The organism is Bacillus sp. UNC41MFS5, from assembly GCF_000686805.1.
Map to the genome: position 1 here is coordinate 56,143 of NZ_KK366018.1, position 24,857 is coordinate 80,999.

The following is a 24,857-nucleotide window of genomic DNA, read 5'->3' on the forward strand; positions in this document are numbered from 1 at the left end:
TAATTGGACTCTACGATTCAAGAATATTAGGAAAGAACCCTATCACAGCAATTAATAAGGCTGGAATAGCATTAAAGTATTCCATTACTGTAGATACTATCCTTGTGTTTTATTGTTTTAAAAAATTTGTGTAGTCAAATTTTGATGAAAGGTATATAATCAACTTTATATTTGTACCTATAAATTTAATAGATAACAATGATTTTAATAAGAGGGTATAAAAATGGAGGATATAAAATGAAGTTTCCACATGATTTTTTATTCGGAGCTGCATCTGCTTCGTATCAAATAGAGGGTGCATGGAATGAGGATGGGAAGGGAGTTACCAATTGGGATGTCTTTTCAAAGATTCCGGGGAAAACGTATGAAGGGACCAACGGAGATGTAGCAATAGACCATTATCATCGCTACAAAGAAGATATTAAATTAATGGCAGAGATGGGTCTTGAATCGTACAGGTTTTCAATTTCATGGGCAAGGATATTGCCAACAGGGGACGGGGACGTCAATGAAAAAGGATTAGCATTTTATAATAATGTCATTAATGAATGTATAAAGTATGGAATCGTTCCATTTGTTACACTGTATCATTGGGATTTACCTTTGACGCTCGAAGAAGACGGAGGATGGACGAATAAACGAACAGCGGAAGCCTTCGTTAAGTATGCTGAAGTGTGTTTCAGGGCATTCGGGGACAGAGTTAAATATTGGATTACCTTTAATGAAACAGTGATGTTTACGGGATTAGGCTATCTAAAGGGTGCACATCCACCAGGGATCCAAAATGATGAGAAAAAATACTTCCAAGCAACGCATTATGTGTTTTATGCCCATGCAAAAGCGGTTGAAGTTTATAAGAAACTGAAACAGTACGGAGAAATCGGGATTACCCATGTGTTCTTACCAGCCTTCAGTGTGGATAATCAACCGGAGAATGTATTAGCAGCAAGACATGCTAATGAATATGAAACTTTTTGGTACTATGACCCTATTTTAAAAGGAGAATATCCGTCTTATGTGGTTGAGCAGTTAAAGGAAAAGGGCTGGATGCCAATCTGGACGGAGGATGAGCTAAATACGTTAAAACGAAATGCAAGTAAAAATGATTTTATTGGACTAAATTACTATCAGCCAATCCGAGTAGAAAAAAATCATGAATCTGCATCATCGATAGAACATTCAAGAGAAACATCTACATTAGCACCAGGTAACCCGTCATTTGATTATTTTTATCGTACAGTCAAAATGGAAGATAAGACCTATACAAAATGGGGATGGGAAATCTCACCACAAGGATTTTTAGATGGGCTGCATATGTTGAAAGAGCGTTATGGTGATATTAAAATGTATGTAACTGAAAACGGCCTGGGTGATGAAGATCCGATAATCGAAGGTGAAATTGTTGATGTGCCTCGTATAAAATATATTGAGGAACATTTAAAAGTGGTGAAGCGTGCGATTCAAGAAGGCATCCATCTAAAAGGGTATTATGCTTGGTCTGTGATTGATCTATTGAGTTGGTTAAATGGGTACAGAAAGCAATACGGATTTATCTACGTGGATCATAAGGATCACTTAAATCGAAAGAAAAAGCTTTCTTTTCACTGGTATAAGCATATTATTGAGACTCGGGGAGAAGAGCTGTAGATAAAAGAACCTCTTGATTTTTATCAAGAGGTTCTGTGTATAATAGAGGCATAAAAGTTTGAACGAATAAAAGGGAGACTTTATGGCTGTTAAATACAAAGGAATAGCTGATTGTTTAGAACAAGAAATTCGTGATGGGAAATTTGATCACACAAAAAAGTTGCCGACAGAGGATGAACTGATCAAAAAATTCGAAGTGAGCCGAAATACGATTCGAAAATCTATTAATCAGCTAGTCAATCGCGGCCATATTTACCAGGTCCAGGGCAGTGGCATGTTTTTAAGGGAAAAATCTGAAACCGATACCATCAATTTAGGGAGCCTTAGAGGCTTAACTGTTGATTTGGCTTCAAAAATCATTGAGACAAAAATTCTGACCTTACAGGTTGTAGAAGCGGATGAAATCATCGCCAACCAAATGCGTTGTGAAGTCGGCTCAAATGTTTATTATATTAAGCGGCTGAGAATGGTAGATCATGAACCTTTCTCCATTGAAATTAGTTACTTTAATAAAGATATTGTACGGTATTTAAATGAAGATATTGCTTCGAGTTCGATTTATAGTTACCTGATCGATGACCTTAAATTAACCATTGGTTTTGCTGATAAAGTTATTACCTGTGAGAAAATTGAGGAAGCAGATGCAGAATTGCTGCATGTTCATCCGCTAGATCCCGCGTTGATTATTGAAAATACAGTTTGTTTAACGAATGGGACCATCTTTGAAGTATCTAAGTCATTGTTCCATTATCAAAAAGCAAAAATCTTAAATCGAATTAATTTTAAATAAAATCCGGTTAAGACTTATCATCTTAACCGATTTTTTGCGTGGGCGCGAATTGTTTTTTACTTACTTCGTATGTGACATGCGCCCTTCATCATACATTTTCTAAAAGGGAACTTTATAACGGATTTCACCAGAATAACGCACCTGCTGCAAGAAATTGAGGAAAGGTAAATGAAAAAACAGGAGGGGCTAAGTATGAAATTCACGATCCAGTATATTCCTCTTAACAAAATCAAGCCAGATTTATCGATGAAAATTACAGAGCACCTTAAGAGACTACAGAGAGTCATGTGGGATTGTATGTTTGTTTTGGTTGTCAAAAAAAATCGCAAGGATGGCAACTACATTATTGTTAGCGGGCAAGAGCGATTCGAATCCCTTAAAAAGCACACGAAAAATATTTATGCTCCCTGTATAGTCGATAAAAGCAGCAGTTCCACTGGAATGATATCGTGGTTTCATCGATTGAGGAACAAACAACCCCTTGATGACTTTCCTTTAATGCCGTCCAGCTGGTCTATCGTCCGATCGTTTTTAAAGCAAGAACCTCGATTTAAACAACTGTCCCGGTCCGAGCAAATAAGAGTGCTCCTCATAGCTGCCCATTACAAGAAAACTGTTATTTATTCCATGAGAACAACTGTGAATGAGATTCTAAGAAGTAAAAATTGATTCCCACAACAAAAAACAAGCCCGATTTTGCTTCATGATTGAAGCGAAAATCGGGCCTTTCATTTTCAAAAGCTTTCTACTTAAAAAAATGGTGCACTGTCATGGATTTGTTTTGATGACAATTGGGAATGAAGGATGTTACATAATGTTGTGATTCCCTGTTGTAACAGAGGCTCGTTCATATAAGAGTAACTTACACGCAGGTGATGATTTTCTTGCTCGACTGGAAAACATGCCGACCCAGGTAAGAAAGTTAGTTGCTGTTTCTTTGCCTCTAAAAGAACATGATTACTATCTAGCCAGGAAGGAAGACTGATCCACACGTTTAATCCACCCTCCGGGATACTCCATGATACGCCATCCGGCATATGTTGGGAAAGTAACTCAAGGACCAAATCGCGGCGAATTCTTAAAGCCGTTCTCAACTTTTTATAGTGATCGTTCATTTGTTTAGAGTAAATAAATGGCAGGACGGCTTTTTGTGTGAGTAAAGGACTTCCAAGGTCAGAATTGGCTTTGGCTGCCAAAAGTCGATTAAATACAGTGCCAGAAGCAGCCAAAATTCCAATTCGACAACCTGGCGCAAGTGTTTTACTTAACCCTTTTAAGTAAATCACATGACCGTTATGGTCTAAACTTTTAATGGGTGACGGTGGTTTTTTATCAAAATAAATTTCACCCCATGGGTCATCTTCAATAATTAGACAATGGATACTTTGTGCGATCGCAAGAAGTTGTCTGCGGCGTCTTGAAGTCATAACCGCACCTGTAGGATTATGAAAAGTTGGAATGGTATAGATAATTTTAGGTTTATGCTTGTCACATAAATTTTGGAGGATATCTACACGCATACCGTCCTTATCAACAGGGACGGTGAGTACAATAGCGCCTCTCCCTCGAAAAACATCAATTGCTCCCGGGTATGTAGGGGCTTCCATAATGACCACATCTCCCGGACCAACAAATGTACGGGCAACAAGGTCAATTCCTTGCTGTGAACCACTTGTAACTAAAATGTTCTCGGGAGTAGTAGAAACACCAACTCTCTGCAAATACTCATCCATTGCCTTTCTAAGATGGATGTCTCCTTGGATTTCTCCGTATTGAGACAATATTCTAGGGTTATCGGAAAGTATTTGGTGAATCTCTCGTTCTAAATAGCGATTAGGAAGAAGTCCGGGATCAATCATAGAGGAGGACAGGTTAATCTTTTCAGGGACTAGATGAAATCGTCCAAATTGAGATCTAGGTAAATAATCTTGAACAGATAACTGCCAATCATACGAAAACATCTCATCATTGCTTTCCTCAGTTGCTTTTCTGTTCATTTTTACAAACGTTCCTTTTCCTTGGACAGAATTGATAAATCCTTCTTGTTCCAATTGCTGATACGCCTTTACTGCAGTAACCAAACTTACTCCTAGTTGTTTTGATAGATCGCGGACGGAAGGTAATTGTAAACCCTCTTGAAGGAGTCCTGATCGAATGCGATCCACAATAGACTGATAGATTTGTTTTGATAGTGAAACTTCACCATTTCGTTGAATTTCGATTTGCATCATAATTATCCCCTTAGTGTTATACTACCGTCTTGAGTGTTATATAGTGTTCAATATAAACTACTCGTAAATAATTATTTTACATTATAACACTTGGAGGGAATAATGAATGAAATATTATGTTGTTGATGCCTTTGCCGAAAAAGTATTTGAAGGAAATCCAGCTGGGGTAAGTATTATGAATGAATGGATCCCAGACGAGATCATGCAGAAAATTGCGATAGAAAATAATTTATCTGAAACCGCATTTGCTGTAAAGGTGGAAAAAATATATCGGCTCCGCTGGTTTACTCCAGGAGGAGAGATCAACCTTTGTGGTCACGCAACGTTAGCAACCGCTTATGTGATTTTGAATTTTGTAGAAAAACAAGAGGAATCCGTCCAATTTGATACGCTTAGTGGAGTGCTTACCGTAAACAAAATAGGGGACATGTATGAATTAAATTTCCCGGTTGTTTCATCAGAAAAAGTACCTGTGACGGAACAAATGATTGAAGCCTTGGGAGTTGTCCCAACAGAAGCCTATTTAAATAGAGACCTAGTTTTGGTATTAGACTCAGAAGTAGACGTGAAAAAAGCTAGTCCAGACTTTTCGAAATTAGAAAAACTACCTGAAGGCCTTGGTGTCTGTATAACCGCTAAAGGAAATGATTGTGATTTTGTTTCCAGAGGATTCTTCCCAAAACTAAAGGTTAATGAAGATCCTGTGACTGGTTCTTTACACTGCAGCTTGATTCCATTTTGGTCTGAGAGACTAGAAAAAAAAGAAATGGTGGCTAAACAGTTATCCAATAGAGGCGGCACACTTTATTGTAAACTTGAAGGGACGCGAGTGAGGATGGCCGGAAAAGCAGCACTTTATTCGATTGCGGAATTACAAATCGGGTATTAAGATTTGAAAATGCGCAAATGTGAGGAGCGGCATTTTTGCAGCTATTTCACATTCGAATCCTGTGTTGACAGGTATGTTATTATAAACTTATTCTGAAAATTCACAACAACTGGAGGATAAAAAGACTTGAGACGGATTCATTATAGTTGGTTTATTTTATTGATTACATTCTTTTCTATTATTGTAGCAGGCATTGTTCGATCCTCCTCAGGAGTGTTGATTGTCCCTTTGGAAAATGCATTCGGATGGGATCGGTCATTAATTTCGATGGCATTTGCGGTTAACCTTTTACTTTACGGCATTTCTGGACCTTTTATGGCAGCGCTGTTGGAGGAAATCGGTTTAAAGAAAATGATGGTCTTAGCTATGACTACACTGCTTATCGGTGTTTTGCTCACTCTTTTTATGGCGGAACCTTGGCAATTAATGATCATTTGGGGAGTAATCATTGGCTTAGGATCGGGGTTGTTCTTAACGATTTTAAGTCCCTATGTTGCGAATCATTGGTTTGAAAAAAGAAGGGGACTTGCAGTAGGCATTTTGACTGCGAGTACAGCGACTGGACAGTTAATACTTCTCCCGCTGTTAGCGATTATTATCGAAGCATATTCGTGGAAATGGGCGATTGGCTTTATTCTAATCCTTAGCTTCCTTATGTTAGTTATCATCTTATTATTTATGAAAAACTCACCAAAAGAAATAGGTCTTCTTCGATATGGATTAGAAGAAGAGCCACCTGTACAGCAAGTCGTCCAAAAGATTAATCCGATTATTATCGCCTTTCGTACATTGTTTGAAGCAGTAAAAGTGAAGGAATTTTGGTTACTTTCAGGCAGTTTCTTTATTTGCGGCCTTTCGACAAGTGGATTAATTGGTACTCATTTCATTTCTTATTGTATTGGCTTTGGGTTTACGGCAGTCACAGCCGCTTCGATGCTTTCGTTTATGGGGATTTTCGATTTAATCGGAACCACTCTTTCTGGTTGGTTATCAGACAGGTTCGATAACCGTTGGCTGCTGTTTTGGTATTACGCTTTAAGAGGCGCTTCACTAGTATTTCTCCCTTTTGCACTAAATGAAGGTTCTATTACTCTACTTATTATTTTTTCTGTGTTTTACGGATTAGATTGGATTGCAACTGTCCCGCCAACCGTAAACATTTCACGGCAAATCTTTGGAATCGAAAAAAGTGTCGTTGTTTATGGATGGATCTTTGCAGCCCATCAGTTGGGTTCAGCTGTGGCGGCCGGTGGAGGCGGGATCATCTATAATATTTTCAACTCCTATACATGGGCATTTATGCTGGCAGGAATGTTTTGTTTGTTAGCCAGTCTATTTGTGATTGTGATAAAAAAGCAAAATGTAAAAGTTGAAGTGAAACAAACTTATAATGCTTAGATAAAAAATAAAAGGCTGTATCGTATACGTTCTGTTTTCGAGTAGAAAACATTATGTTATTAATTGAATAGTTTAAAGTTAAAAAGCATTTCTTTGCGAATAAGGAATGCTTTTTATTTACATAAAAAATCAAAGGATATACCTATAACAACAATAATCTAATTAAAACCAATAAGTTTTTATTGATAAACGATAAATAATGCATTAAAATTAAATAATAATTAATTAAGTGAGGTGCTTTTATGAAACAAGTTACGACACTCTTTTTAAAGGTAGCTGTTATTTTTATAGGAATCCCAGTTCTTGCTTTGTGCATCTTTATGGTGCCTGAGATTGGGAATGTTGCAGCAAAATTGATTCCTGAGTTTTCCTATATAAAATATCTCGTTTCCATTATTTTTTATGCATCAGTGATTCCTTTTTACTTTGCTTTGTATCAAGCATTCAAACTTTTACGCTATATTGACAAAAATGAAGCTTTTTCCGAATTGTCTGTATATGCATTAAAGAAAATCAAGCACTGTGCGATCACAATCAGTATCTTGCATGTGCTCGTCTTACCGCTATTCTATCTCTTTGCGGATAAAGACGACGCCCCAGGTGTCATCTTTGTCGGATTAGTTGTTCCTTTTGCTTCACTCGTGATTGCAGTTTTTGCTGCTGTTCTCCAAAAGCTTTTAAAAGAAGCGATTGATATAAAATCAGAAAATGATTTAACGGTCTGAGGTGAAAACAATGGCGATAATAATCAATATTGATGTGATGCTGGCGAAAAGGAAAATGAGCGTAACGGAACTTTCCGAGAGGGTTGGAATTACAATGGCGAACCTATCCATTCTGAAAAACGGGAAAGCAAAAGCAGTTCGTTTTTCCACATTAGAAGCGATATGTAAGGCTTTGGATTGTCAACCTGGAGATATTTTAGAGTACAAAAGCGAAGAAAAACCTTAAAATATTACATTAAAAAAGGAGAAACACGATAATTGTTTCTCCTTTTTATATAGGATTTTAAGCAAGCACCTAAAAGAACCATACATAATTCAAGGGCTGCTCCGCCAGTATTTTACCAATGCATCAATAAACGACAACCGGATCATAGGTACTGAGATTGTCATACACCAATTTCATTACGCTAGGCGGGGTGTTGACACAGCCATGCGATCCATTGCTTTTATAGATATTACCACCAAAATTTGACCTCCAGTTGGCATCGTGGAATCCCTGTCCGTCATTCGTAAAAGGGACCCAATATTGAACAGGTGTCTGATACGTAATTTTTCCGTTTTCTCTGCCCGTTAGGACGGCAGGGGTTTGCTTATAAAGGATATACCACACTCCTGGTGAAGTATCGTGTTGGGTACTTTGATTGCCTGTAACCACATTCGTTGTAACGACTAATTTCCCATTTTTGTAAATCCAAATTCGTTGCGCTGCTATGGAGACTTCAGCATAAGTATCGCCAATCCCATTGTTCCCGACAGTGTCATATCCATAACCTTCACCTTTCCAGCCATTGCCGTAAATATTAGAGGCGGAAACCGATTTTTTCCCACTTTCAAAAGCTTTCAAAATACGTGGGATTTCTTTATCAACATTTATGGCCCAGCCATAGCCTTTAGCTTTAACCGATATGACCGAACCTGAATGGGCCTTGAATGAGAAATCCTTGTTTAGTGTGGATTGTGAATGGTTAATTTCAGCAATCTTTTTCTTAACATCGCCTTCATCATCAATCTTAATCTGCAAATCTTTTGTAATAGATGCATTTTTAATTAAATCTCCCGCTGTTAACGTAAAAACTTTTTTCTGTACCTTATAATCAACGGTCTGCACAAGGAATTCTTCTAGCCTTTTCTGTTGATTTTTTATAAACTCACTGTCTTCTTTAATGGGCTGTATGTATACTGGCTTGAGATGGATTTCACTAATATATTCGTGTTTTTCATAGTCCTTCAAAAGACTGGGGACATCATACTGCTCTCCGCTAACGCTGTTAGTGACAACAATTTTACCTTTTACCAAACGAACCACCGCATCTTTTGGCATTTTTAAAGATTGATTCATGGCTAACAGCTTTTCTTCCACCTGCTTTTTCAACGTCTGGTTTCGAAAGTGATCCTGTTTACTGGGCAATAAGGAAAAATTATTAGCCTTTGAAGAAGGAAAAAACGTCCAGTGGCCCTTTAATATTTTTTTGACTTGGGGCAGGTCACTTTCCATAAATCCCATCTTTGTATCTTTTCCATCGAAAACTTGTTGATCTCCGACATAGACGGTATTTTTCAATATAGTTGTTTTTAATTTCTTTAATGCCTGATCAGCGGTCATTCCACCGACTCTTATCCCATTAATCTTGATATTTGAATTAAAATGGGTTGCTTGATAGTACCAGACAGCTGCACTCAAGAGCACGATCATGAAGAGGAGACTTCCGGTAATAAACCTCCAGTTAGCGAACCACTTTACTGAATTTCCACGATTTTTGCCCATTTCTTTAGTTACTGCTGTACTTTCCATTAAGTTTCCTCCTAAACCTGTTGATATTCAAGCTATTAATATTTCATTTTCACAAATTATGTATTTATTTCATAGATTACAGTTTGATTACAAAATGTAAATTTATACAACTATTCTAACAAATGTAATCGTCGAACATTGTCAGATTTTGTATTTGCTTAAATTTATTTATTTATTGTAAATGCAATAAAATTAGGGTACATTTTATTTATATTACTTTTTATAGTAAATGCAACAAAAAACAAGCTAAAGGAGAAAATCATGAAAGAAATTCTTCGTGAAATTGGAATGATTGCAAGGGCATTAGATTCGATAAGTAATATAGAATTTAAAGAATATGACCTGACAAAAGGGCAGTATTTGTACCTTGTGCGAATATGTGAAAACCCAGGAATCATTCAAGAGAAGTTAGCTGAGTTGATAAAGGTAGACAGAACAACTGCAGCTCGTGCGATAAAAAAACTTGAAATGAGTGGTTTTATTGAAAAAAAAGACGACCAACAAAACAAAAAAATAAAAAAACTCTTTCCAACAGAGAAAGGGAATAATGTTTATCCTTTCATAAGAAGAGAAAATGATTATTCCAACATGGTAGCATTAGATGGCTTTTCCGAAAGGGAAGTAGAAACCATGTTTAATCTTCTTCAAAGAGTGAGAAAAAATATTGAAATAGACTGGGAATTTGTAAAAAAGGGAAACAAGAGAAACTATTAGTTAATAAAGGAGCCACAAAATTAAAATGACTATAAACATAAATAAGTGTACTCTTGAAGATTTACACACACTACAAGAAATTAGTTATGAAACATTTAATGACACATTTAAGCATCAGAATTCGCCCGAAAATATGGACGCTTATTTGGAAAGAGCATATAACTTGAAACAACTAGGAAAAGAATTATCCAATATTTCTTCTGAATTCTTTTTTGTTTATTTTAATAACGAAATCGCTGGATATTTAAAAATCAATACCAATGAGGCTCAGTCTGAAGAAATGGGTGATGAATCACTTGAAATCGAGAGGATTTATATAAGGAACAAATTTCAAAAACATGGGCTTGGTAGATATTTGCTAAATAAAGCTAGGGAAAGGGCGATGGAAGGTAATAAAAAGAAAATATGGTTAGGCGTTTGGGAAAAAAATGAAAATGCTATGGCTTTTTATAAGAAAATGGGGTTTGTTCAAACTGGCGCCCACTCTTTTTATATGGGTGATGAGGAACAAATAGATTTTATAATGACAAAAACGCTAAAATAAACTTATTGATTTGAGCATCTGAAACAAGGCAAGGGGAGATACAAATGAAAAAACAGCGTAACATTATTTTATACATTGGTACTTCCATTGATGGCTATATTGCAAATGAGGATGGGACATTAGATTGGCTAGAATCAACAGAAGTAGAAGGAGATTCTGGCTACAATTCACTCCTTGAACGAATTGACACTGTTGTTATGGGAAAAGGAACGTATGATGTCGTTCGTGGATTTGATATGGACTATCCCTATAGTAACTATAAAAATTATGTGTTTTCCAAATCTGTTAGTGGAGCAGATGAATTCGCTACATTTATTGATGAAGAGGCAAATGCGTTCATTAAAAATCTAAAACAAAAGCCTGGTAAAGATATATGGTTCATTGGCGGTGGAAATTTAGCTCGTGAATTTTTTAAAGAAAATTTAATTGATGAATTCCAACTAGCCATTGCCCCTATTATTTTAGGGAAAGGAATCTCCCTATATAGCGGAGATGATATAACTCAAAAATACACATTAACAAAAGTAGAGAAATTAGGGCAACTTGCTATGCTTCATTATATAAAAAAATAATTTTCATCATCTTCCCCTTTTTTAAGAGGGGAAGATTTTTACCTTTTCAATTACATTTTGTACTGCAAAACAGAACCCATTATGTTTATTGCCGCTTTTTCACATTCCATCCCAATATTGACAAGTATGTAATTATAGATTTTTTCTGAATATTCGCACCAAGCGGAGGACAAAGATTTGAGACGGATTCATTATAGCTGTTTTTTTTATTAATTCCTTTCTTTTCTATTATTGTAGCAGGGATTGTACGATCCTCGTCTGGGCTATTGATTATCCCATTAGAAAATGCATTCGGATGGGATCGGTTACTAATATCAATGGCATCGGTTTAGGCTCAGGAATATTCTTAACGATATTAAGCCCCTATGTTGCCAATCATTGGTTTGAAAAAAGAAGGGGACTGGCAGTTGGCATTGCTAATACACCGGTGTGCAATAACCTAAATAATTGGGGTTGTTTCCTCTAACAATATTTTCATAAAGATAGCGGATGTTATTAGTGATAGCCCCTTCACTACCTTTACCTATCATCCTATTGTCAATATTTATTATAGGTTTGATACCTATTGCTGTGCCTGTAAAAAATACTTCATCAGCAGAGTATAGTTCCGTTCTTGAAAGACTTTTTTCAGAAACAGACAAATGCAATTCGTTATTAGCGATTTGCATGACAGTATCACGCGTAATCCCTGAAAGTATATTATCAGATATAGGCGGGGTAATTAATTTGTTATTTTTAATAATAAAAATGTTTTCGCCTGGGCCTTCGCTTACATTCCCCTTATCCGTTAAAAAAATAGCTTCATCAAAACCATTTAAACTTGCTTCAGAAGTAGCTAATCCGGAATTTAAATAGCTTCCCGTGGATTTTACTTGGGGAGGAATCATATTATTACCTGATCGATTCCATGAAGAAATACAAACCCTTAGAGCAGGCTTTGGCAAATACTCTATCTTTGTGCAATAAATACTTACCCGATTAAAAGAATCTAGTAAATCAGGACGCAGTGTATTTGCTCCTTTAAAGCAAATGGGGCGTATATAGACATCCCCCTTGACATTATTTTGTCTTAATAATTGAATTGTCCAATGAATTAATTCTGTAGATGAAAAGGGAATTGGTATATGAAGTGAATTTCCAGATTCATGGAATCGTTTATAATGGTCGTAGATTCTGAAAATAAACAATTGGTTTTGGCTTTCATTCCAAAATGCTCTAATTCCCTCGAAGCACCCCAAACCATAATTTAATCCTTTATTTCTTACACTAATAGAAACAAATGACTCATCTAAAATTCTCCCCTGATCAAATACATACCGCATATTTCACCCCCCTCATATAACATGTTATTTACGTTTAATATTTATAGTCTCAAAATGTAATATTTTTTCTAACAAATTAAACATTTTAAGAATCCCAATTGAAGTTTTTTAAGGTAGAAAGCAAGGCAAGTGGATTCAATAAGGTCACTTTTCTTATTGTGCTTGCGGCAGGATAGTTATACTTCAAACATAACCCATTAGTCATCGCAGCCTGTTTCTAAAATTATTTCGGTAAATCATTCACTTCATTTGCCACACGGATCCCGGATTCAATTGCCCCTTGAATCCAGCCGTGGGTAAGGCCGGTATGTTCACCAGCAAAGTGGACTTTTCCCTCAGGTTTAGAAATATGAGGATATAGATCAACATCCTGACCCGGTTCAAAAGAGGTAAAACCTCCGCAAGAAAAAGGGTTTTTACTCCAACTAAAAGCAGCCCCCGTAACAAATTCTGAATAAACCTGATACCCAAAAATTTCTGCCAAGTTCATTAGTGCAAATTGAATCATTTCCCTTTCAGATAGACTCTCCAACGTTAAGGCCTCGTCTGCCCAAGTATAACTCGCAATAACAACCGCAGGTCCTTTTGAGCCAATACCATAGCTAGGGTAATAGGAAAATCGAATGGGCAGATCGGTGATCGATTTACCACCTAATTGCCCTGCTTTCTCCCAAAACCTACTTTTAAACTCGATGGCAATCTTAGAGGAGGCCATATAATTGAGTTCACGAATCGCTGTCCTTTTAAAATAGGAGAAGGAGTCATAAGGCTCGACTTTCACAAACCGAAGCGTGGAAAAAGGAATAGTCACAATGGCAAGGTCACCAGTGATGCTGAAGCTCTGATCGGTTTTCTGGTGCTTACAATGAATGGTTACACTGTTTTGATGTTGAGATATTTTCATTAACTTTTGATTAAACAAAATATTTTCGTATAATTGTGGTTGAAAGGCTTTAGGCAATCGATCCATGCCACCCGTTATTTCATAAAAATTCTTCGTTCCGTTTAAGATGATGAGTTCTCGTAATATCTCTACAAAGGTCATCCCCATATACGCTTCCAAGTCAATAAGCACACCAATCATATCATTTGCACCGACAGAAAAATAATAGTTTAAGAAAGAGCCTAACGAAAGATTTCTATATTGTTTTTCTATAAGAGGCCAATTCTTTTTAGGATCTTTGTTTATAAAATCGATGATTGGTTGGACGACAGAAAACAAAAGTTCTTCCGATGATTTTCCTTTTTCATTTGGAGTAACTGGGTATTTTAAAATGCTGGGATCCTTCTCAAACAATTGAAGCCTCGTTTTAACGCCATTTGCGTAGAGGATGTCATTTGGGGTTCGGTTTATAAATAGATTGGTAGGCAACTTAAATTTTTTAATATATTCAAAGGTTAATTGATGTTTTTCCGGAATGCGCATCGGACCGACATTGAAATATAAATTCTCGCTAAAAGGCGTTCTTATTGTATAAACACGTCCGCCAACTCTATCATTTGCTTCCAAAATGGTGACCCGATGTCCGCTTTCCTTGAGCAAAGAGGCCGCAACGAGTCCAGCCATGCCTGCACCAATAATCATAATATGTTTAGGATTTTGAGATTTCTTCAGACCATTTCTAATGATGGTCAGCATTTGTTGCTCCGTTAATGGGGAATTCATTTGTTGGGGCAACCTCCTTTGCGTTTCCAAAAAATCCCTTATTGCATTATATACAGTGAAAGGGAGGCATATGTGCTATTTATGAACCTGAATACTTATCTCCTTCGGATATAAGGAAAATCAACCATTTCTTTTACTAAACGTATGTGCTATAACATAGGAGAGAAGGACCCTCCAATCATGAGAATATGGTCCTATTAAAAGGGAGGGATAAGTATGAGAGTGGCGCCGACTGAATATTTTGTGAATGATTTACGTTATATCATTAGGTCTGCAAAAGAGACGGATGCAAAGAACTTGTCTGAAGTTAGATTGCAAATCGATGGTGAAACAGAGAATTTGGATAGGGAAAAAGGCGAAGCGTATATAGATGAATCTGGATTCAAACGGATTATTAAAGAAGATACAGAAAGTAATAGTAATTTATTTTTAGTTGTTGAGGTCAATGATAGATTAGTAGGTTTTTCAAGATGCGAAGGGAAAAAATTGAAAAGATTTGCTCATAAAGTAGAATTTGGCGTCTGTGTTTTAAAAGAATTCTGGGGGTACGCGATTGGGAAAAATTTATTATTAGAATCAGTCCAATGGGCGGACTCAAACGGAGTTAAGAAAATATCTTTAGCTGTTCTCGAAACCAATGATAAAGCCATTAAACTCTATGAAAACCTTGGTTTTGAAGTAGAAGGTATTTTAAAAAAGGACAAGATCCTATCTGATGGGAATTACTATCATACGATATTGATGGGAAGGTTTCATGACTAATATGAATAAGGAGAATTTGATGAAAACTAATGTTTTGTTTGATACTAATAAAATCGACAGGGAAGCATTACCTTATTATTATGACTACGGCAAAATCGTTTCTACGATTCAAGAAAAACTCGTCAATGAAGTGGGAATCGACTTTCAAATGTATTCAGATGAAGATACCTCCAATGAAATTTGGGACATTCTTGAGGAAGACTTGAAAGAGGAATCTCCGGAAGTACAATTGATTTGTCATATTTATAAAGAAGGGGAGACCAAAACCATCTCATCCAACCATACTGATAAGGCGATGGAGTTGATTATTAAACCACGTATTATCAACGGTCTCTTTTATTATCCAAATTATCAGGTTGCACTGGCAAGATTAGCCATATACCAAAGTGATGGGGAAATGACTCATGATTTTATTTTTGCCAAAAATGATGCTTGCTTAGTAGCCTTTTTGAAGTATGTTCTAAAAAGAAAAAGAGATTATATTAAAAACTATGTCACTGTTTTTACGGATACGGAAGATGGTGTGGAAACAGAGATTGATAGTATTACAACCTTGGTTAGAAGGGAGGATGTATTTTTAGAGGATTCGTTAAAGCGTGAAATTTATCGCTCGATTGACGAATTCTTTTCGGAAAGCGGCCAGTTTTTCAAAACTTATGACATTCCCTACAAACGCGGAATCCTTCTCTATGGGAAGCCAGGTAATGGGAAGACCACCCTTGTGAAATCGATCGCGAGCAGCATTAACGCTCCAGTTGCATATTGGCAGATTACTGAATTTACATCGAGTTATACGATTAAAGAAGTATTTACGTCTGTATTGAAGTTAACACCATTGGTATTAGTTATTGAGGATATTGATTCCATGCCTGCAAGTGTCCGTTCTGTATTCTTGAACATCTTAGATGGTGCTACTTCGAAGGAAGGAATTTTCATCATTGGGACGACCAATTATCCTGAAAAAATTGACCCTGCTCTCATGAATCGCTCTGGACGGTTTGACCGAGCGTATGAGATTCATGTACCGACGAAGGAGCTCCGTTATCAGTATTTATTAAATAAGAATATTGCTCGGATTCTTTCAGTGGAAGAGATTCAGCAGGTGGTTGATTCGACCAGGGATTTCTCCTATGCGCAGCTCAATGAATTATATACATCGATTGCCCTTGAATGGCATTATGAACAAAAAGTGGATGTGAGACGTCTTTGTGCGGACTTAAAATCACTACAGCAAAAACAACAAAAACAAGAATGGGATCAAGATCTTTCCTCAGCATCGATTGGGTTTGCGGGGTTTGGTGATGATTAATATTCTTTTGAGAGTAAATGGTTTATGAGAGTGATAGGTATTGATTTATCTGGTCCAAGTAATCACAAAGATACTGTATTGACTGTATTTGACCAACAAAATGGTCAATTAAATTTTTTGAAATTAATTAGGAATATCGGAGATTTGGACATTTTAAAAGAAATAGAGGCTCAAAGTCAATTAGATGAAGTCGTTATCGGGATTGATGCTCCCTTATCATATGAGGATGGGGGAGGAGATAGGCAAGGGGATAAACTGCTTCGTCAGTATATTGTCTCAATTGGGATGAGACCTGGATCCATCATGCCGCCAACCTTAAATCGAATGGTATATCTTACTCTAAGAGGGATAAAGCTTAGTAGAGAAATAGGGAATCTTGCTACAAGATATCCGATTTCGATTGTGGAAGTGCATCCAGGTGGAGTGATTGGATCGAGACTTCCTGAAAGGGATCTGGAGTATGTCTTGAGCTACAAACAAAATCTCTTAGCAAGAACCTGGATTCGAGACTGGTTTGCGGAGCAAAAATTAACCAAACTTCCTGTATTTATTGATGAGGAAAGCCATTTGATTGATGCATGTGCAGCAGCATTAGGAGCATGGCATTGGAAGGATCCATCGTTGCAACCAAAATGGTCATTTCCTGCAAATCCTCCATTGCATCCTTTTGGTTATTGTTGTTAGTCGTTCTTTCTACCACAGTATTTGATACTGTGGTGTTTTTCTTTCTGGTTTATTATTTTTAAATTATTTGAATTCTCTAAATTGAATATAAATTTCGTCTATTATACTTGTTTTTTTCCTAAAAATTACATATAATTAATTTTACCACTATTGCCAACTTGTATATCCGCCCGCCATTACTATTTCACTTAATAAAATAAAAGGAGTGCCCCAATTGGGACACTCATCTAAACTAGTATTAGTTGGATCTTTCTTCTAACCAATCCGCTATCGTAGGATAAGTTATTTTCGTTGCTTGGCTGCCAAAAGTAATGGAAGTATGCCCAACAGGTAAAACTTTAAATTCTTTATCCTCACTTGAAATCACATTCATCAATGCCTCAACTTGATGTGGCGGGGCAATTAAGTCGTTTACCCCAGCTAAATTGAGCACATTAGCCTTGATATTTTCAAGTTTAACCTTTTGACCTCGAATAACCATTTCGCCTTTAATCAGTTTATTATTTTGGTAGAAGTCTCTAATCCACTGACGGTAGGCTTCACCAGGGAAAAGAATCCCGTCGTTTAACCATTTTCGTAGAAGTTTAAAGCTCTTAATAAACTTCTCATTATCAGCTCGCTCTACGAGACTAATTAATGGTCCAAAGTTGGTTCCCATTGGATTAATCATTTTGTTTCCAAAGTCAATCATTTCTGGTGGAATTACACCAAGAGTTTCTACCACTTTATTAATATCAAAATAGCGCTCATCTAGCATCGGACCATATGAGCCGCTATTTTCAAAACTAAACGGACTGGTCATAAAGATAAGGTTGCGAATTGGTAATTCAGGGTGTAGTGCCGCAAATGCAGACGTGATCGTTCCACCCATGCAATATCCAAGGATTGATACTTCGTCAACCTTAGAACGTCTCATGACCTTACGAACAGCACGTGGGATATAGTCCATAATGTAATCATCTAGTTTCATATTTCTATCTTCGTAACCTGGTGTACCCCAGTCAAGAAGATAAACATCAAACCCACGTTCAACTAAATATTCTATTAAACTACCACCTTTTGTTAGATCCAATATATATGGTTTATTAATTAGAGCATAAACTAAAAGAAGGGGAGTTTTATGTTTTTTTGGTTGATCAGAAATATACCGGTAGAGCTTCGTTTTATTTCTAGTCCAAACAACTTCTTTCGGTGTAGGTGCTACTTCCGGTTCGGCCTCGGTCGTTAACACTTGAGTTGCCCTGTAGACACGGTGATACATTTCTTGATACTTTTCAGGTGCAAATTCAAGCACCCCATTCCATTCTTTTGGCAAAACGTTAATGACTGTTCACTCCTAACAAAATTTATTTACTCTCTTAATATATAAAGAAAGTTGTACCTTCATGACAATTACATGTAAAGTCCACCGTTAATATTTAATTGCTGACCAGTTATATAGTCACCATCTTTACATAAGAAAACAACACCACGAGCAATTTCTTCTGGTTTACCTAAACGTTTTTGCGGAACTTTTTCAACGATGCCTGCAAGAACTTTTTCTGGAATGGCTTGGACCATCTCAGTACCAATAAATCCAGGGCAAATTGCATTAACTGTTACATTGCTTTTTGCAAGTTCAAGAGCAAGTGATTTAGTATATCCAATGAGTCCTGCTTTTGCTGCTGCATAGTTGGTTTGTCCAAATCCGCCTGCTTGTCCAATAATAGATGAAATGTTAATAATACGTCCTGCTTCTGATTCAAGAAGATAAGGAAGAGCCGCAGATGTATTATTGTAAACACTGTTTAAATTTACATCAATTACTTTTCTCCAATCTTCCTCGCTCAATTTTTTGAACGTGCTGTCTCTTGTAATTCCTGCATTATTAACTAGGATATCTAATTGGCCGAAATGGTTGATCGTTTCTTGAACAAGGTATGCTGCTTCATTACTTTCTGAAACATCTGCTTGAACAGCGTAAGCCTCTCCACCAAACTCATTAATTTCTGCGACTACTTTATCTGCTAATTCTTTGCGGATATTATAGTTAATAACAACTTTCGCGCCATTCTTAGCTAGTTCTAATGCAATCGATGAACCGATACCTCTGCTGCCGCCTGTTACAATCGCTACTTTACCTTTTAATTCTGTCATTTTTATGCACCCCATCTATAGTAGTTGTTTAAATAATCCTGCTAGTTTAATACATTACTTTGTGTTACATGCTATTATGTAATCCGTTTTATTTCTTTTCTTTTTGTGTATTTAACAAAGTAAGGATTTGATTCAATTTATTATCCAAATTCTTCATATCTTTTTTAACATTCGACAATTCTGACTTAAATGACACCTGACCTTCATTATTGTCTAATTTTTCTTCCAATTTTTCTTCAAGATCGTCAACTTTTGCATCTACATTAACAATTAACGATGAAATGTTCGCAATGTCATTACGAGATGGTACATTCATAAATTCTAAGGCTTTTAACGAAGATTCATCCATCATTTTTTTAAATTGAAGATTCATCTCCAACAACTGTCCCATCCCTTGAGAAGGGTAATCTGAACCGAATTTTTCATCAAATAATTTACTGGATTGGGAATAAAAATCCTTCCACATATCATAAACATTAAAGTCTTCCGCATCGAATTTCCCATCAAATAATTTACTAGATTGGGAATAAAAATCCTTCCACATATCATAAAAATTAAAATCTTGGTTCATTTCTGTCTTCCTCCTTTATTACTTTTTGTTGACGTATCCATCATACTAACTTGTTTGGAATATTTAAAGGTGAAAGTTTAAAATTTCACAAAATACATTTCTTCATTTTTTGACAAAATTCTCACTTTTTCGCAAAATGCCATATGAATTAAAGAAGAGTTATAAGTAGAGAGAACTAAGCATACTATGGTTAAAAATGGTAATAATGGGCTTCGTTCCCCTTATTATAATTGTTTTGTTGTTTTCTTTTTCAATGTGCCTTGGGATGATGATCATGTGTAGTTGTTCTGTTCAGAATAGTAAAAAATGAGGTGATACGATTGGGATTTAGTGAAATGGTCGTGTTAATTACTGGTGGAGCACAAGGAATCGGCAAAGAAACTGCAAAACAATTTCTTCAAGAGGGAGCAAGTGTTGTAATTTGTGATTATGATGAGTCAGCTGGGAAAACTGCATTAGAGGAATTAAATAGTGAAAAGTTAGCGTTTTTTAAAGTGGATGTAACAGACAGTGCACAGATTGAAAAGATGGTCCGTGCCACAGTAGAAAAGCACGACCGAATCGACATTCTAATTAATAACGCCGGAATTACACTAGACGGCTTTCTTACAAAAATGGATGAAGCAGCTTGGGAAAAAGTAATTTCTGTAAACCTCTCAGGTGTTTTTAAATGTACGAAAGCGGTTGCACCTTATATGTTAAAGCAGGGGGCAGGGGTCATTCTCAACGCATCCTCAGTGGTCGGTTTATATGGGAATATTGGCCAAACAAATTATGCAGCAACCAAAGCTGGGGTAATTGGGTTGACCAAGAGCTGGGCAAAAGAATTTGGTCCAAAAGGGATCAGGGTCAATGCAGTCGCTCCAGGTTTCATTGAAACAGGCATGACGGCTGCCGTGCCAGATAAGGTCCTTGAGTTTATGAAGGAAAAGACCCCTCTCAAGAAACTCGGGAAACCAGAAGACATTGCCGCTGCGTACTTATTTTTGGCTTCAGATAAAGCAAATTATATAAACGGGTCGATCTTGAGTGTGGATGGGGGATTAGTAATTTAAACTGCATAGCCAAAGCTAAGAGGGAGAATCATGGTTTTCTCTCTCTTTTTTGTTGTTATTATTTTCAATAAATAATATTGAAAAATAATTAACCCAAAAACTTTTCTACAAAATTCGTCATTTTATATTAAACTTCAACATGAACACCCTTACATTATTATTTGTTTATGTACGACGGATTCTCCGTTGCCATTCGTTGATTTACTACATCATTTTAAAAAAAGTTTTATAGATTTTTGATCATTGAAGGGTTAAAGGAATAACTAAATAACTCTGAATTTGTCGAATAGTTTGTCACGAAATGTACGGCTAAATGTAGTAAAATTTGTGAGGAATTATTATTCGAATACATAAATTAGCTTTGGAGGAGATCATAATGTCAGTAAATGAAGTTGTCATTGTAAGTGCAGTCAGAACAGCTATTGGTAGTTTCTTAGGGAGTTTAGAAAATGTATCAGCCACTCAGTTAGGTACAACTGTAATTAAAGCTGCCATCGAAAAAGCTGGAATTAATCCAAATCAAGTTGACGAAGTTATTATGGGGAATGTGTTACAAGCAGGATTGGGCCAAAATCCTGCAAGACAAGCTTCGCTTGCTGCAGGTATTCCACAAGAGTCACCAGCTTTAACCATTAATAAAGTCTGTGGTTCAGGCTTGAAAGCTGTTCACTTAGCAACACAAGCCATTCTTGCTGGGGAGTCTGAAATTGTTGTTGCAGGTGGAATGGAGAGTATGAGTCAAGCTCCATACCTGTTAAAAGGCGGACGCAATGGATTCAAAATGGGCGATCAGAAAATGTTAGACAGCATGATTCAAGACGGTTTATGGTGTGCGGAAAATAACTATCATATGGGAATTACAGCTGAAAATCTTGCTGAAAAGTATGAAATCTCACGTGCAGAACAGGATGAATTTGCAGCATGGAGTCAACAAAAGGCTCAAGCAGCGATTGAATCCAATCGCTTTGCTGAAGAAATTGTCCCTGTCGAAGTTCCTGGCCGTAAAGGACAAGTGACATTATTCAGCCAAGATGAATTCCCTCGTTTTGGAGCAACTGCAGAAGGCTTAGGTAAACTTCGTCCGGCATTTAAAAAGGATGGATCGGTTACTGCTGCTAATGCTTCAGGCATTAACGACGGTGCTGCTGCATTTGTTGTGATGAGCCGTAAAAAGGCAGACGAATTAGGAGTTACGCCTCTCGTAACAATAAAAGCGAATGCTTCAGCGGGGGTAGATCCAAGTATTATGGGAATCGGGCCTGTTCCAGCTGTGAAAAAAGCTCTTAAATCAGCGTCTTTATCCTTAGAAGACATTGACTTAATTGAAGCAAATGAGGCATTTGCCGCTCAATCGATTGCAGTTGATCGCGAGCTTCATTTTAGTAAAGAAAAACTAAATGTAAATGGCGGTGCCATTGCACTTGGCCACCCAATCGGTGCAAGTGGAGCAAGAATCTTGGTATCTTTAATTCATGAAATGAAGAAAAGAGAAAACCAATATGGTTTAGCTACATTATGTATTGGCGGAGGACAAGGTGTAGCAACCATCATTGAAAATGTTAAGTAAGAGGATTAGAACCTCTTAGAAATGGCTTGGAGATTACTCCAAGCCATTTTACTTTGTGCAGATTATCTTTCTACTTCGATGTGATGAAATCCGTTATGTGTGGCATAAACTTCATACCATTTGTATGTTGGTGCTTTGAACCACTCGTACTGTGGCAAATAAACCAAATATCTTAAATTGCCATCGGCATCATAAATTGTTTTGAAGATTTTTACTGGACCCATTCCATATAAATTTCCATCCATTCCGTCGCGAACAACATTTTTTTCAGCTTCTTTCTCTTCCTTATATAATCTCATCAGCCCATCAACAAAGATACTTAACAACACCAAGGTAATAGCAATTAAGCCGAAAATCAATAAATTGAACAATAGAATACCCTCCTTAAGTTTTTGTAAAGATACATATGTATGACTACTACACTATTAAACTTCTAACACTTGAGATTAATCAGCTCCTTTAGTGGGATGGCTTCAGTTTGATTGTATATCCAGCAGAGAAGATAAGGTGTGACGAAAAATACATGAAGAGCATATAAAAGTGAAATATTCGTGAATTTTCACTTGCTTCAAGGATAAATTTGAGGGGGATTGCTTTCGCAATCCCTCTTTCAATATCCCCAATATTGCTGATAGTACGAAACGTAGGGTATTTGAGGATATAGTGGAATATATTGTGGTTTTGGTTGTTGATACTGTTGATGTACATACTGATTGGGTGACAAATCATTTCTCTGATTACAATCCTGATATGGACCAATATAGGTGGAGGGTTTGATGGGTGCAATTACTTGTTCCCATTGTTTATCATCCATACAATAGGTATGCGACATGATATTAGCAGGTGTAAATTTTAATATATCCGAACCTAGTATTACTTCTGGAGTGGGTGCATCAAAAATCGCCAAAAGATGAGTGTTATCAACGCCAGCAATTTCATAATGCCACCAACCTTGCGGAACGTTAGCTACCTGACCTGGTGTTATCGTGTAATTGAGTATCTGTTTTGTAAATGGATTCAAAATGGATACGGTAGCAGAGCCAGAAATACAGTAAACTAGTTCGGCTGCATTTTGGTGATAGTGCGGTTCCACGACATTATTTGTACTTAAAAAAATATCTAAAAGAGACACATTTTCCAGGGTATTTAACTGTTTCACGCCTAATACATTAATATAGTTTTGGTTGTCTTTTATGAAGAGGGGGCTCTTATTAACATCAAACGTGTATTGAGTGGATGGGGATGTATAATCCATATACGATACCATATTCTACACCTCTTATATAGAAATAAACATATAGGCATGGTATGCACATACCTATAGTTGGGTGTGAGTTAATTTTAAGTTCGATTAACCTAGGAATTATATAATAGAATAAAAGATGTTTATTCAATTTTTTCACTTAAGATAGGAGAGACTTATATGATATTAGAAGCCGTTATGCTTACGGTTAAGCCAGGGATGGAAGAGGAGTATGAGGAGGCATTTCGTCAGGCAGCAGAAATCATCGCCTCTATGAAAGGATACATATCTCACGAATTACAGCGTTGTCTTGAAGTGAAGGGGAAATATTTATTATTGGTTAAGTGGGAAACTTTAGAAGACCATACCGTTGGATTTAGGCAATCCAATGAGTATCAAGAATGGAAAAACCTGTTACATCATTTCTATGATCCCTTTCCAACTGTGGAACATTTTGAGAGCATCCCGCTTTTCTAATAATTATTTGTATTACAGAAGTAAGAGCTGTACTAAGGAGCTGCTAAGCAAAGCTGGTTCTGTTTCCAATGTTTTTGCTTGATAAATTAGGACAATTTTTTTCAGTTTGAAACGTACATTTTCTTATTTTATTGTAAATTAACCCATTTTCAATAATATATTACAGAAAATTTATTGAATATTTTAAAGGATAATATTTATTCGTTTAGGAAATTGTAATACTGTCAATTATAATTTCTTTGGAAGGGCGTATTTTTTTGGAGAAGAAACTCTTAAATTTACTTACATCTTTATGTTTTATTTCTTTACCATTTATATTTAAAGGACCAAAAATGAGAGAAAATCTCGTGATTTTTTTCTCAAAAGGAGTAATTTCTACTCTTATTGATTCTTTTGTTGTTGGAAAAAAAAGAGTTGAATATCCTGTGCGTCCTTTTCCAAAAATTTTTAAAACGAATATTATTTATGACATATTATTTTTCCCGATTTTAAGTGTTATATGGGTTAGGATTTCATACAACGATAAAATTTGGAAAATATTACTAAAAAGCTTAATATTTAGTGTTCCCATGAGTATTGGTCAATGGTACATGGAAAAGAATACAAGATTATTTCAGTGGAAAAAGTGGACACCATTTCATACTTTTGGCTTTGTAAATCTTACTTTGTTTATAATTAGAGGATTTGTAGGATTACTAAAAATATTAGATAAATTAAAGAGACATCAAAAAGTAACTGAATAATTTAATTTTACAATATTTTA

General features: G+C 36.3%; 26 protein-coding genes and 1 pseudogene. 18 read left to right on the top strand and 9 right to left on the bottom strand.

Features of this window, described 5'->3' with window-relative positions; all coding sequences use genetic code 11:
- Positions 1 to 237: 237 nt before the first annotated feature.
- From BR30_RS0123815 to BR30_RS0123825, 3 genes are all read left to right on the top strand, one after another.
- Positions 238 to 1,647 (top strand): GH1 family beta-glucosidase, encoded by a 1,410-nt coding sequence (locus BR30_RS0123815; protein WP_026567184.1) that lies wholly within the window; start codon positions 238 to 240, stop codon positions 1,645 to 1,647.
- 82 nt (positions 1,648 to 1,729) lie between these two features.
- Complete coding sequence (locus BR30_RS0123820; protein ID WP_026567185.1) at positions 1,730 to 2,437, top strand: GntR family transcriptional regulator; 708 nt, start codon at positions 1,730 to 1,732, stop codon at positions 2,435 to 2,437.
- A gap of 192 nt (positions 2,438 to 2,629) precedes the next feature.
- A complete protein-coding gene (locus tag BR30_RS0123825; protein ID WP_026567186.1) occupies positions 2,630 to 3,106 on the top strand; it encodes a hypothetical protein in 477 nt (158 codons plus the stop codon).
- Between the two features lie 80 nt (positions 3,107 to 3,186).
- Here BR30_RS0123825 and pdxR read toward each other — a convergent pair whose 3' ends face one another.
- Positions 3,187 to 4,665: a MocR-like pyridoxine biosynthesis transcription factor PdxR gene (pdxR, locus tag BR30_RS0123830; RefSeq protein ID WP_026567187.1), complete on the bottom strand. Its 1,479-nt coding sequence runs from the start codon at positions 4,663 to 4,665 to the stop codon at positions 3,187 to 3,189.
- A gap of 109 nt (positions 4,666 to 4,774) precedes the next feature.
- On the opposite strand from pdxR, the gene BR30_RS0123835 reads away from it, so the two are divergent.
- From BR30_RS0123835 to BR30_RS0123850, 4 genes are all read left to right on the top strand, one after another.
- Positions 4,775 to 5,557, top strand: a complete 783-nt coding sequence (locus tag BR30_RS0123835) for a PhzF family phenazine biosynthesis protein (protein ID WP_026567188.1) — start codon at positions 4,775 to 4,777, stop codon at positions 5,555 to 5,557.
- 126 nt (positions 5,558 to 5,683) lie between these two features.
- The gene (locus BR30_RS0123840) at positions 5,684 to 6,955 is read left to right on the top strand and encodes an MFS transporter (RefSeq protein ID WP_026567189.1); all 1,272 of its coding nucleotides are present in this window, start codon (positions 5,684 to 5,686) and stop codon (positions 6,953 to 6,955) included.
- A gap of 242 nt (positions 6,956 to 7,197) precedes the next feature.
- Positions 7,198 to 7,680 (top strand): DUF2975 domain-containing protein, encoded by a 483-nt coding sequence (locus tag BR30_RS0123845; RefSeq protein WP_026567190.1) that lies wholly within the window; start codon positions 7,198 to 7,200, stop codon positions 7,678 to 7,680.
- A 10-nt stretch (positions 7,681 to 7,690) separates the two neighbouring features.
- Positions 7,691 to 7,906, top strand: a complete 216-nt coding sequence (locus BR30_RS0123850; RefSeq protein ID WP_026567191.1) for a helix-turn-helix domain-containing protein — start codon at positions 7,691 to 7,693, stop codon at positions 7,904 to 7,906.
- A gap of 123 nt (positions 7,907 to 8,029) precedes the next feature.
- Here BR30_RS0123850 and BR30_RS0123855 read toward each other — a convergent pair whose 3' ends face one another.
- A complete protein-coding gene (locus BR30_RS0123855) occupies positions 8,030 to 9,472 on the bottom strand; it encodes a L,D-transpeptidase family protein (protein WP_026567192.1) in 1,443 nt (480 codons plus the stop codon).
- 261 nt (positions 9,473 to 9,733) lie between these two features.
- Here BR30_RS0123855 and BR30_RS0123860 point away from each other — a divergent pair, with 261 nt between their 5' ends.
- The 4 genes and pseudogenes from BR30_RS0123860 to BR30_RS38910 all read left to right on the top strand — a co-directional run.
- On the top strand, positions 9,734 to 10,186 hold the full coding sequence (locus tag BR30_RS0123860; protein WP_026567193.1) for a MarR family winged helix-turn-helix transcriptional regulator: 453 nt from the start codon (positions 9,734 to 9,736) through the stop codon (positions 10,184 to 10,186).
- A gap of 25 nt (positions 10,187 to 10,211) precedes the next feature.
- On the top strand, positions 10,212 to 10,730 hold the full coding sequence (locus BR30_RS0123865) for a spermidine/spermine N(1)-acetyltransferase (RefSeq protein ID WP_026567194.1): 519 nt from the start codon (positions 10,212 to 10,214) through the stop codon (positions 10,728 to 10,730).
- 44 nt (positions 10,731 to 10,774) lie between these two features.
- Positions 10,775 to 11,302 carry a dihydrofolate reductase family protein gene (locus BR30_RS0123870; protein ID WP_026567195.1) on the top strand — a complete coding sequence of 176 codons (528 nt, stop codon included), beginning with the start codon at positions 10,775 to 10,777 and terminating at the stop codon, positions 11,300 to 11,302.
- A 177-nt stretch (positions 11,303 to 11,479) separates the two neighbouring features.
- Positions 11,480 to 11,717: pseudogene (locus BR30_RS38910) on the top strand (MFS transporter); the annotation flags it as partial.
- Between the two features lies 1 nt (position 11,718).
- Here BR30_RS38910 and BR30_RS0123875 read toward each other — a convergent pair.
- Positions 11,719 to 12,624 carry a branched-chain amino acid transaminase gene (locus BR30_RS0123875; RefSeq protein WP_026567196.1) on the bottom strand — a complete coding sequence of 302 codons (906 nt, stop codon included), beginning with the start codon at positions 12,622 to 12,624 and terminating at the stop codon, positions 11,719 to 11,721.
- Between the two features lie 223 nt (positions 12,625 to 12,847).
- Entirely contained in the window at positions 12,848 to 14,290 is a 1,443-nt protein-coding gene (locus BR30_RS0123880; protein ID WP_026567197.1) for a flavin monoamine oxidase family protein, read from the bottom strand.
- 216 nt (positions 14,291 to 14,506) lie between these two features.
- Here BR30_RS0123880 and BR30_RS0123885 point away from each other — a divergent pair, with 216 nt between their 5' ends.
- From BR30_RS0123885 to BR30_RS0123895, 3 genes are read left to right on the top strand one after another with little or no spacing between them, the layout of a single operon-like run.
- Positions 14,507 to 15,052, top strand: a complete 546-nt coding sequence (locus tag BR30_RS0123885; protein WP_026567198.1) for a GNAT family N-acetyltransferase — start codon at positions 14,507 to 14,509, stop codon at positions 15,050 to 15,052.
- Positions 15,053 to 15,071: 19 nt separating this feature from the next.
- Positions 15,072 to 16,361: an AAA family ATPase gene (locus BR30_RS0123890; RefSeq protein ID WP_026567199.1), complete on the top strand. Its 1,290-nt coding sequence runs from the start codon at positions 15,072 to 15,074 to the stop codon at positions 16,359 to 16,361.
- 24 nt (positions 16,362 to 16,385) lie between these two features.
- Complete coding sequence (locus tag BR30_RS0123895; RefSeq protein ID WP_026567200.1) at positions 16,386 to 17,045, top strand: DUF429 domain-containing protein; 660 nt, start codon at positions 16,386 to 16,388, stop codon at positions 17,043 to 17,045.
- 238 nt (positions 17,046 to 17,283) lie between these two features.
- On the opposite strand, the gene phaC is transcribed toward BR30_RS0123895, so the two are convergent.
- The 3 genes from phaC to BR30_RS0123910 all read right to left on the bottom strand — a co-directional run bounded on the left by phaC (position 17,284) and on the right by BR30_RS0123910 (position 19,752).
- Positions 17,284 to 18,369, bottom strand: a complete 1,086-nt coding sequence (phaC, locus tag BR30_RS0123900) for a class III poly(R)-hydroxyalkanoic acid synthase subunit PhaC (protein WP_026567201.1) — start codon at positions 18,367 to 18,369, stop codon at positions 17,284 to 17,286.
- A 68-nt stretch (positions 18,370 to 18,437) separates the two neighbouring features.
- Positions 18,438 to 19,181 (bottom strand): 3-oxoacyl-ACP reductase, encoded by a 744-nt coding sequence (locus BR30_RS0123905; protein WP_026567202.1) that lies wholly within the window; start codon positions 19,179 to 19,181, stop codon positions 18,438 to 18,440.
- 88 nt (positions 19,182 to 19,269) lie between these two features.
- Positions 19,270 to 19,752 carry a hypothetical protein gene (locus tag BR30_RS0123910; protein WP_026567203.1) on the bottom strand — a complete coding sequence of 161 codons (483 nt, stop codon included), beginning with the start codon at positions 19,750 to 19,752 and terminating at the stop codon, positions 19,270 to 19,272.
- 320 nt (positions 19,753 to 20,072) lie between these two features.
- Between BR30_RS0123910 and fabG the strand changes: the two genes are divergently transcribed.
- Both fabG and BR30_RS0123920 read left to right on the top strand, forming a co-directional pair.
- Positions 20,073 to 20,807, top strand: a complete 735-nt coding sequence (fabG, locus tag BR30_RS0123915; RefSeq protein ID WP_231507797.1) for a 3-oxoacyl-[acyl-carrier-protein] reductase — start codon at positions 20,073 to 20,075, stop codon at positions 20,805 to 20,807.
- A 376-nt stretch (positions 20,808 to 21,183) separates the two neighbouring features.
- Positions 21,184 to 22,374: an acetyl-CoA C-acetyltransferase gene (locus tag BR30_RS0123920; RefSeq protein ID WP_026567205.1), complete on the top strand. Its 1,191-nt coding sequence runs from the start codon at positions 21,184 to 21,186 to the stop codon at positions 22,372 to 22,374.
- Between the two features lie 62 nt (positions 22,375 to 22,436).
- Here BR30_RS0123920 and BR30_RS0123925 read toward each other — a convergent pair whose 3' ends face one another.
- Positions 22,437 to 22,745: a hypothetical protein gene (locus BR30_RS0123925; protein ID WP_026567206.1), complete on the bottom strand. Its 309-nt coding sequence runs from the start codon at positions 22,743 to 22,745 to the stop codon at positions 22,437 to 22,439.
- A 239-nt stretch (positions 22,746 to 22,984) separates the two neighbouring features.
- A complete protein-coding gene (locus BR30_RS0123930; protein ID WP_026567207.1) occupies positions 22,985 to 23,641 on the bottom strand; it encodes a cupin domain-containing protein in 657 nt (218 codons plus the stop codon).
- Between the two features lie 156 nt (positions 23,642 to 23,797).
- On the opposite strand from BR30_RS0123930, the gene BR30_RS0123935 reads away from it, so the two are divergent.
- Positions 23,798 to 24,094 (top strand): antibiotic biosynthesis monooxygenase family protein, encoded by a 297-nt coding sequence (locus tag BR30_RS0123935; protein WP_026567208.1) that lies wholly within the window; start codon positions 23,798 to 23,800, stop codon positions 24,092 to 24,094.
- Positions 24,095 to 24,351: 257 nt separating this feature from the next.
- Positions 24,352 to 24,837 carry a CBO0543 family protein gene (locus tag BR30_RS0123940; RefSeq protein WP_026567209.1) on the top strand — a complete coding sequence of 162 codons (486 nt, stop codon included), beginning with the start codon at positions 24,352 to 24,354 and terminating at the stop codon, positions 24,835 to 24,837.
- The last annotated feature ends 20 nt before the right edge of the window (positions 24,838 to 24,857 follow it).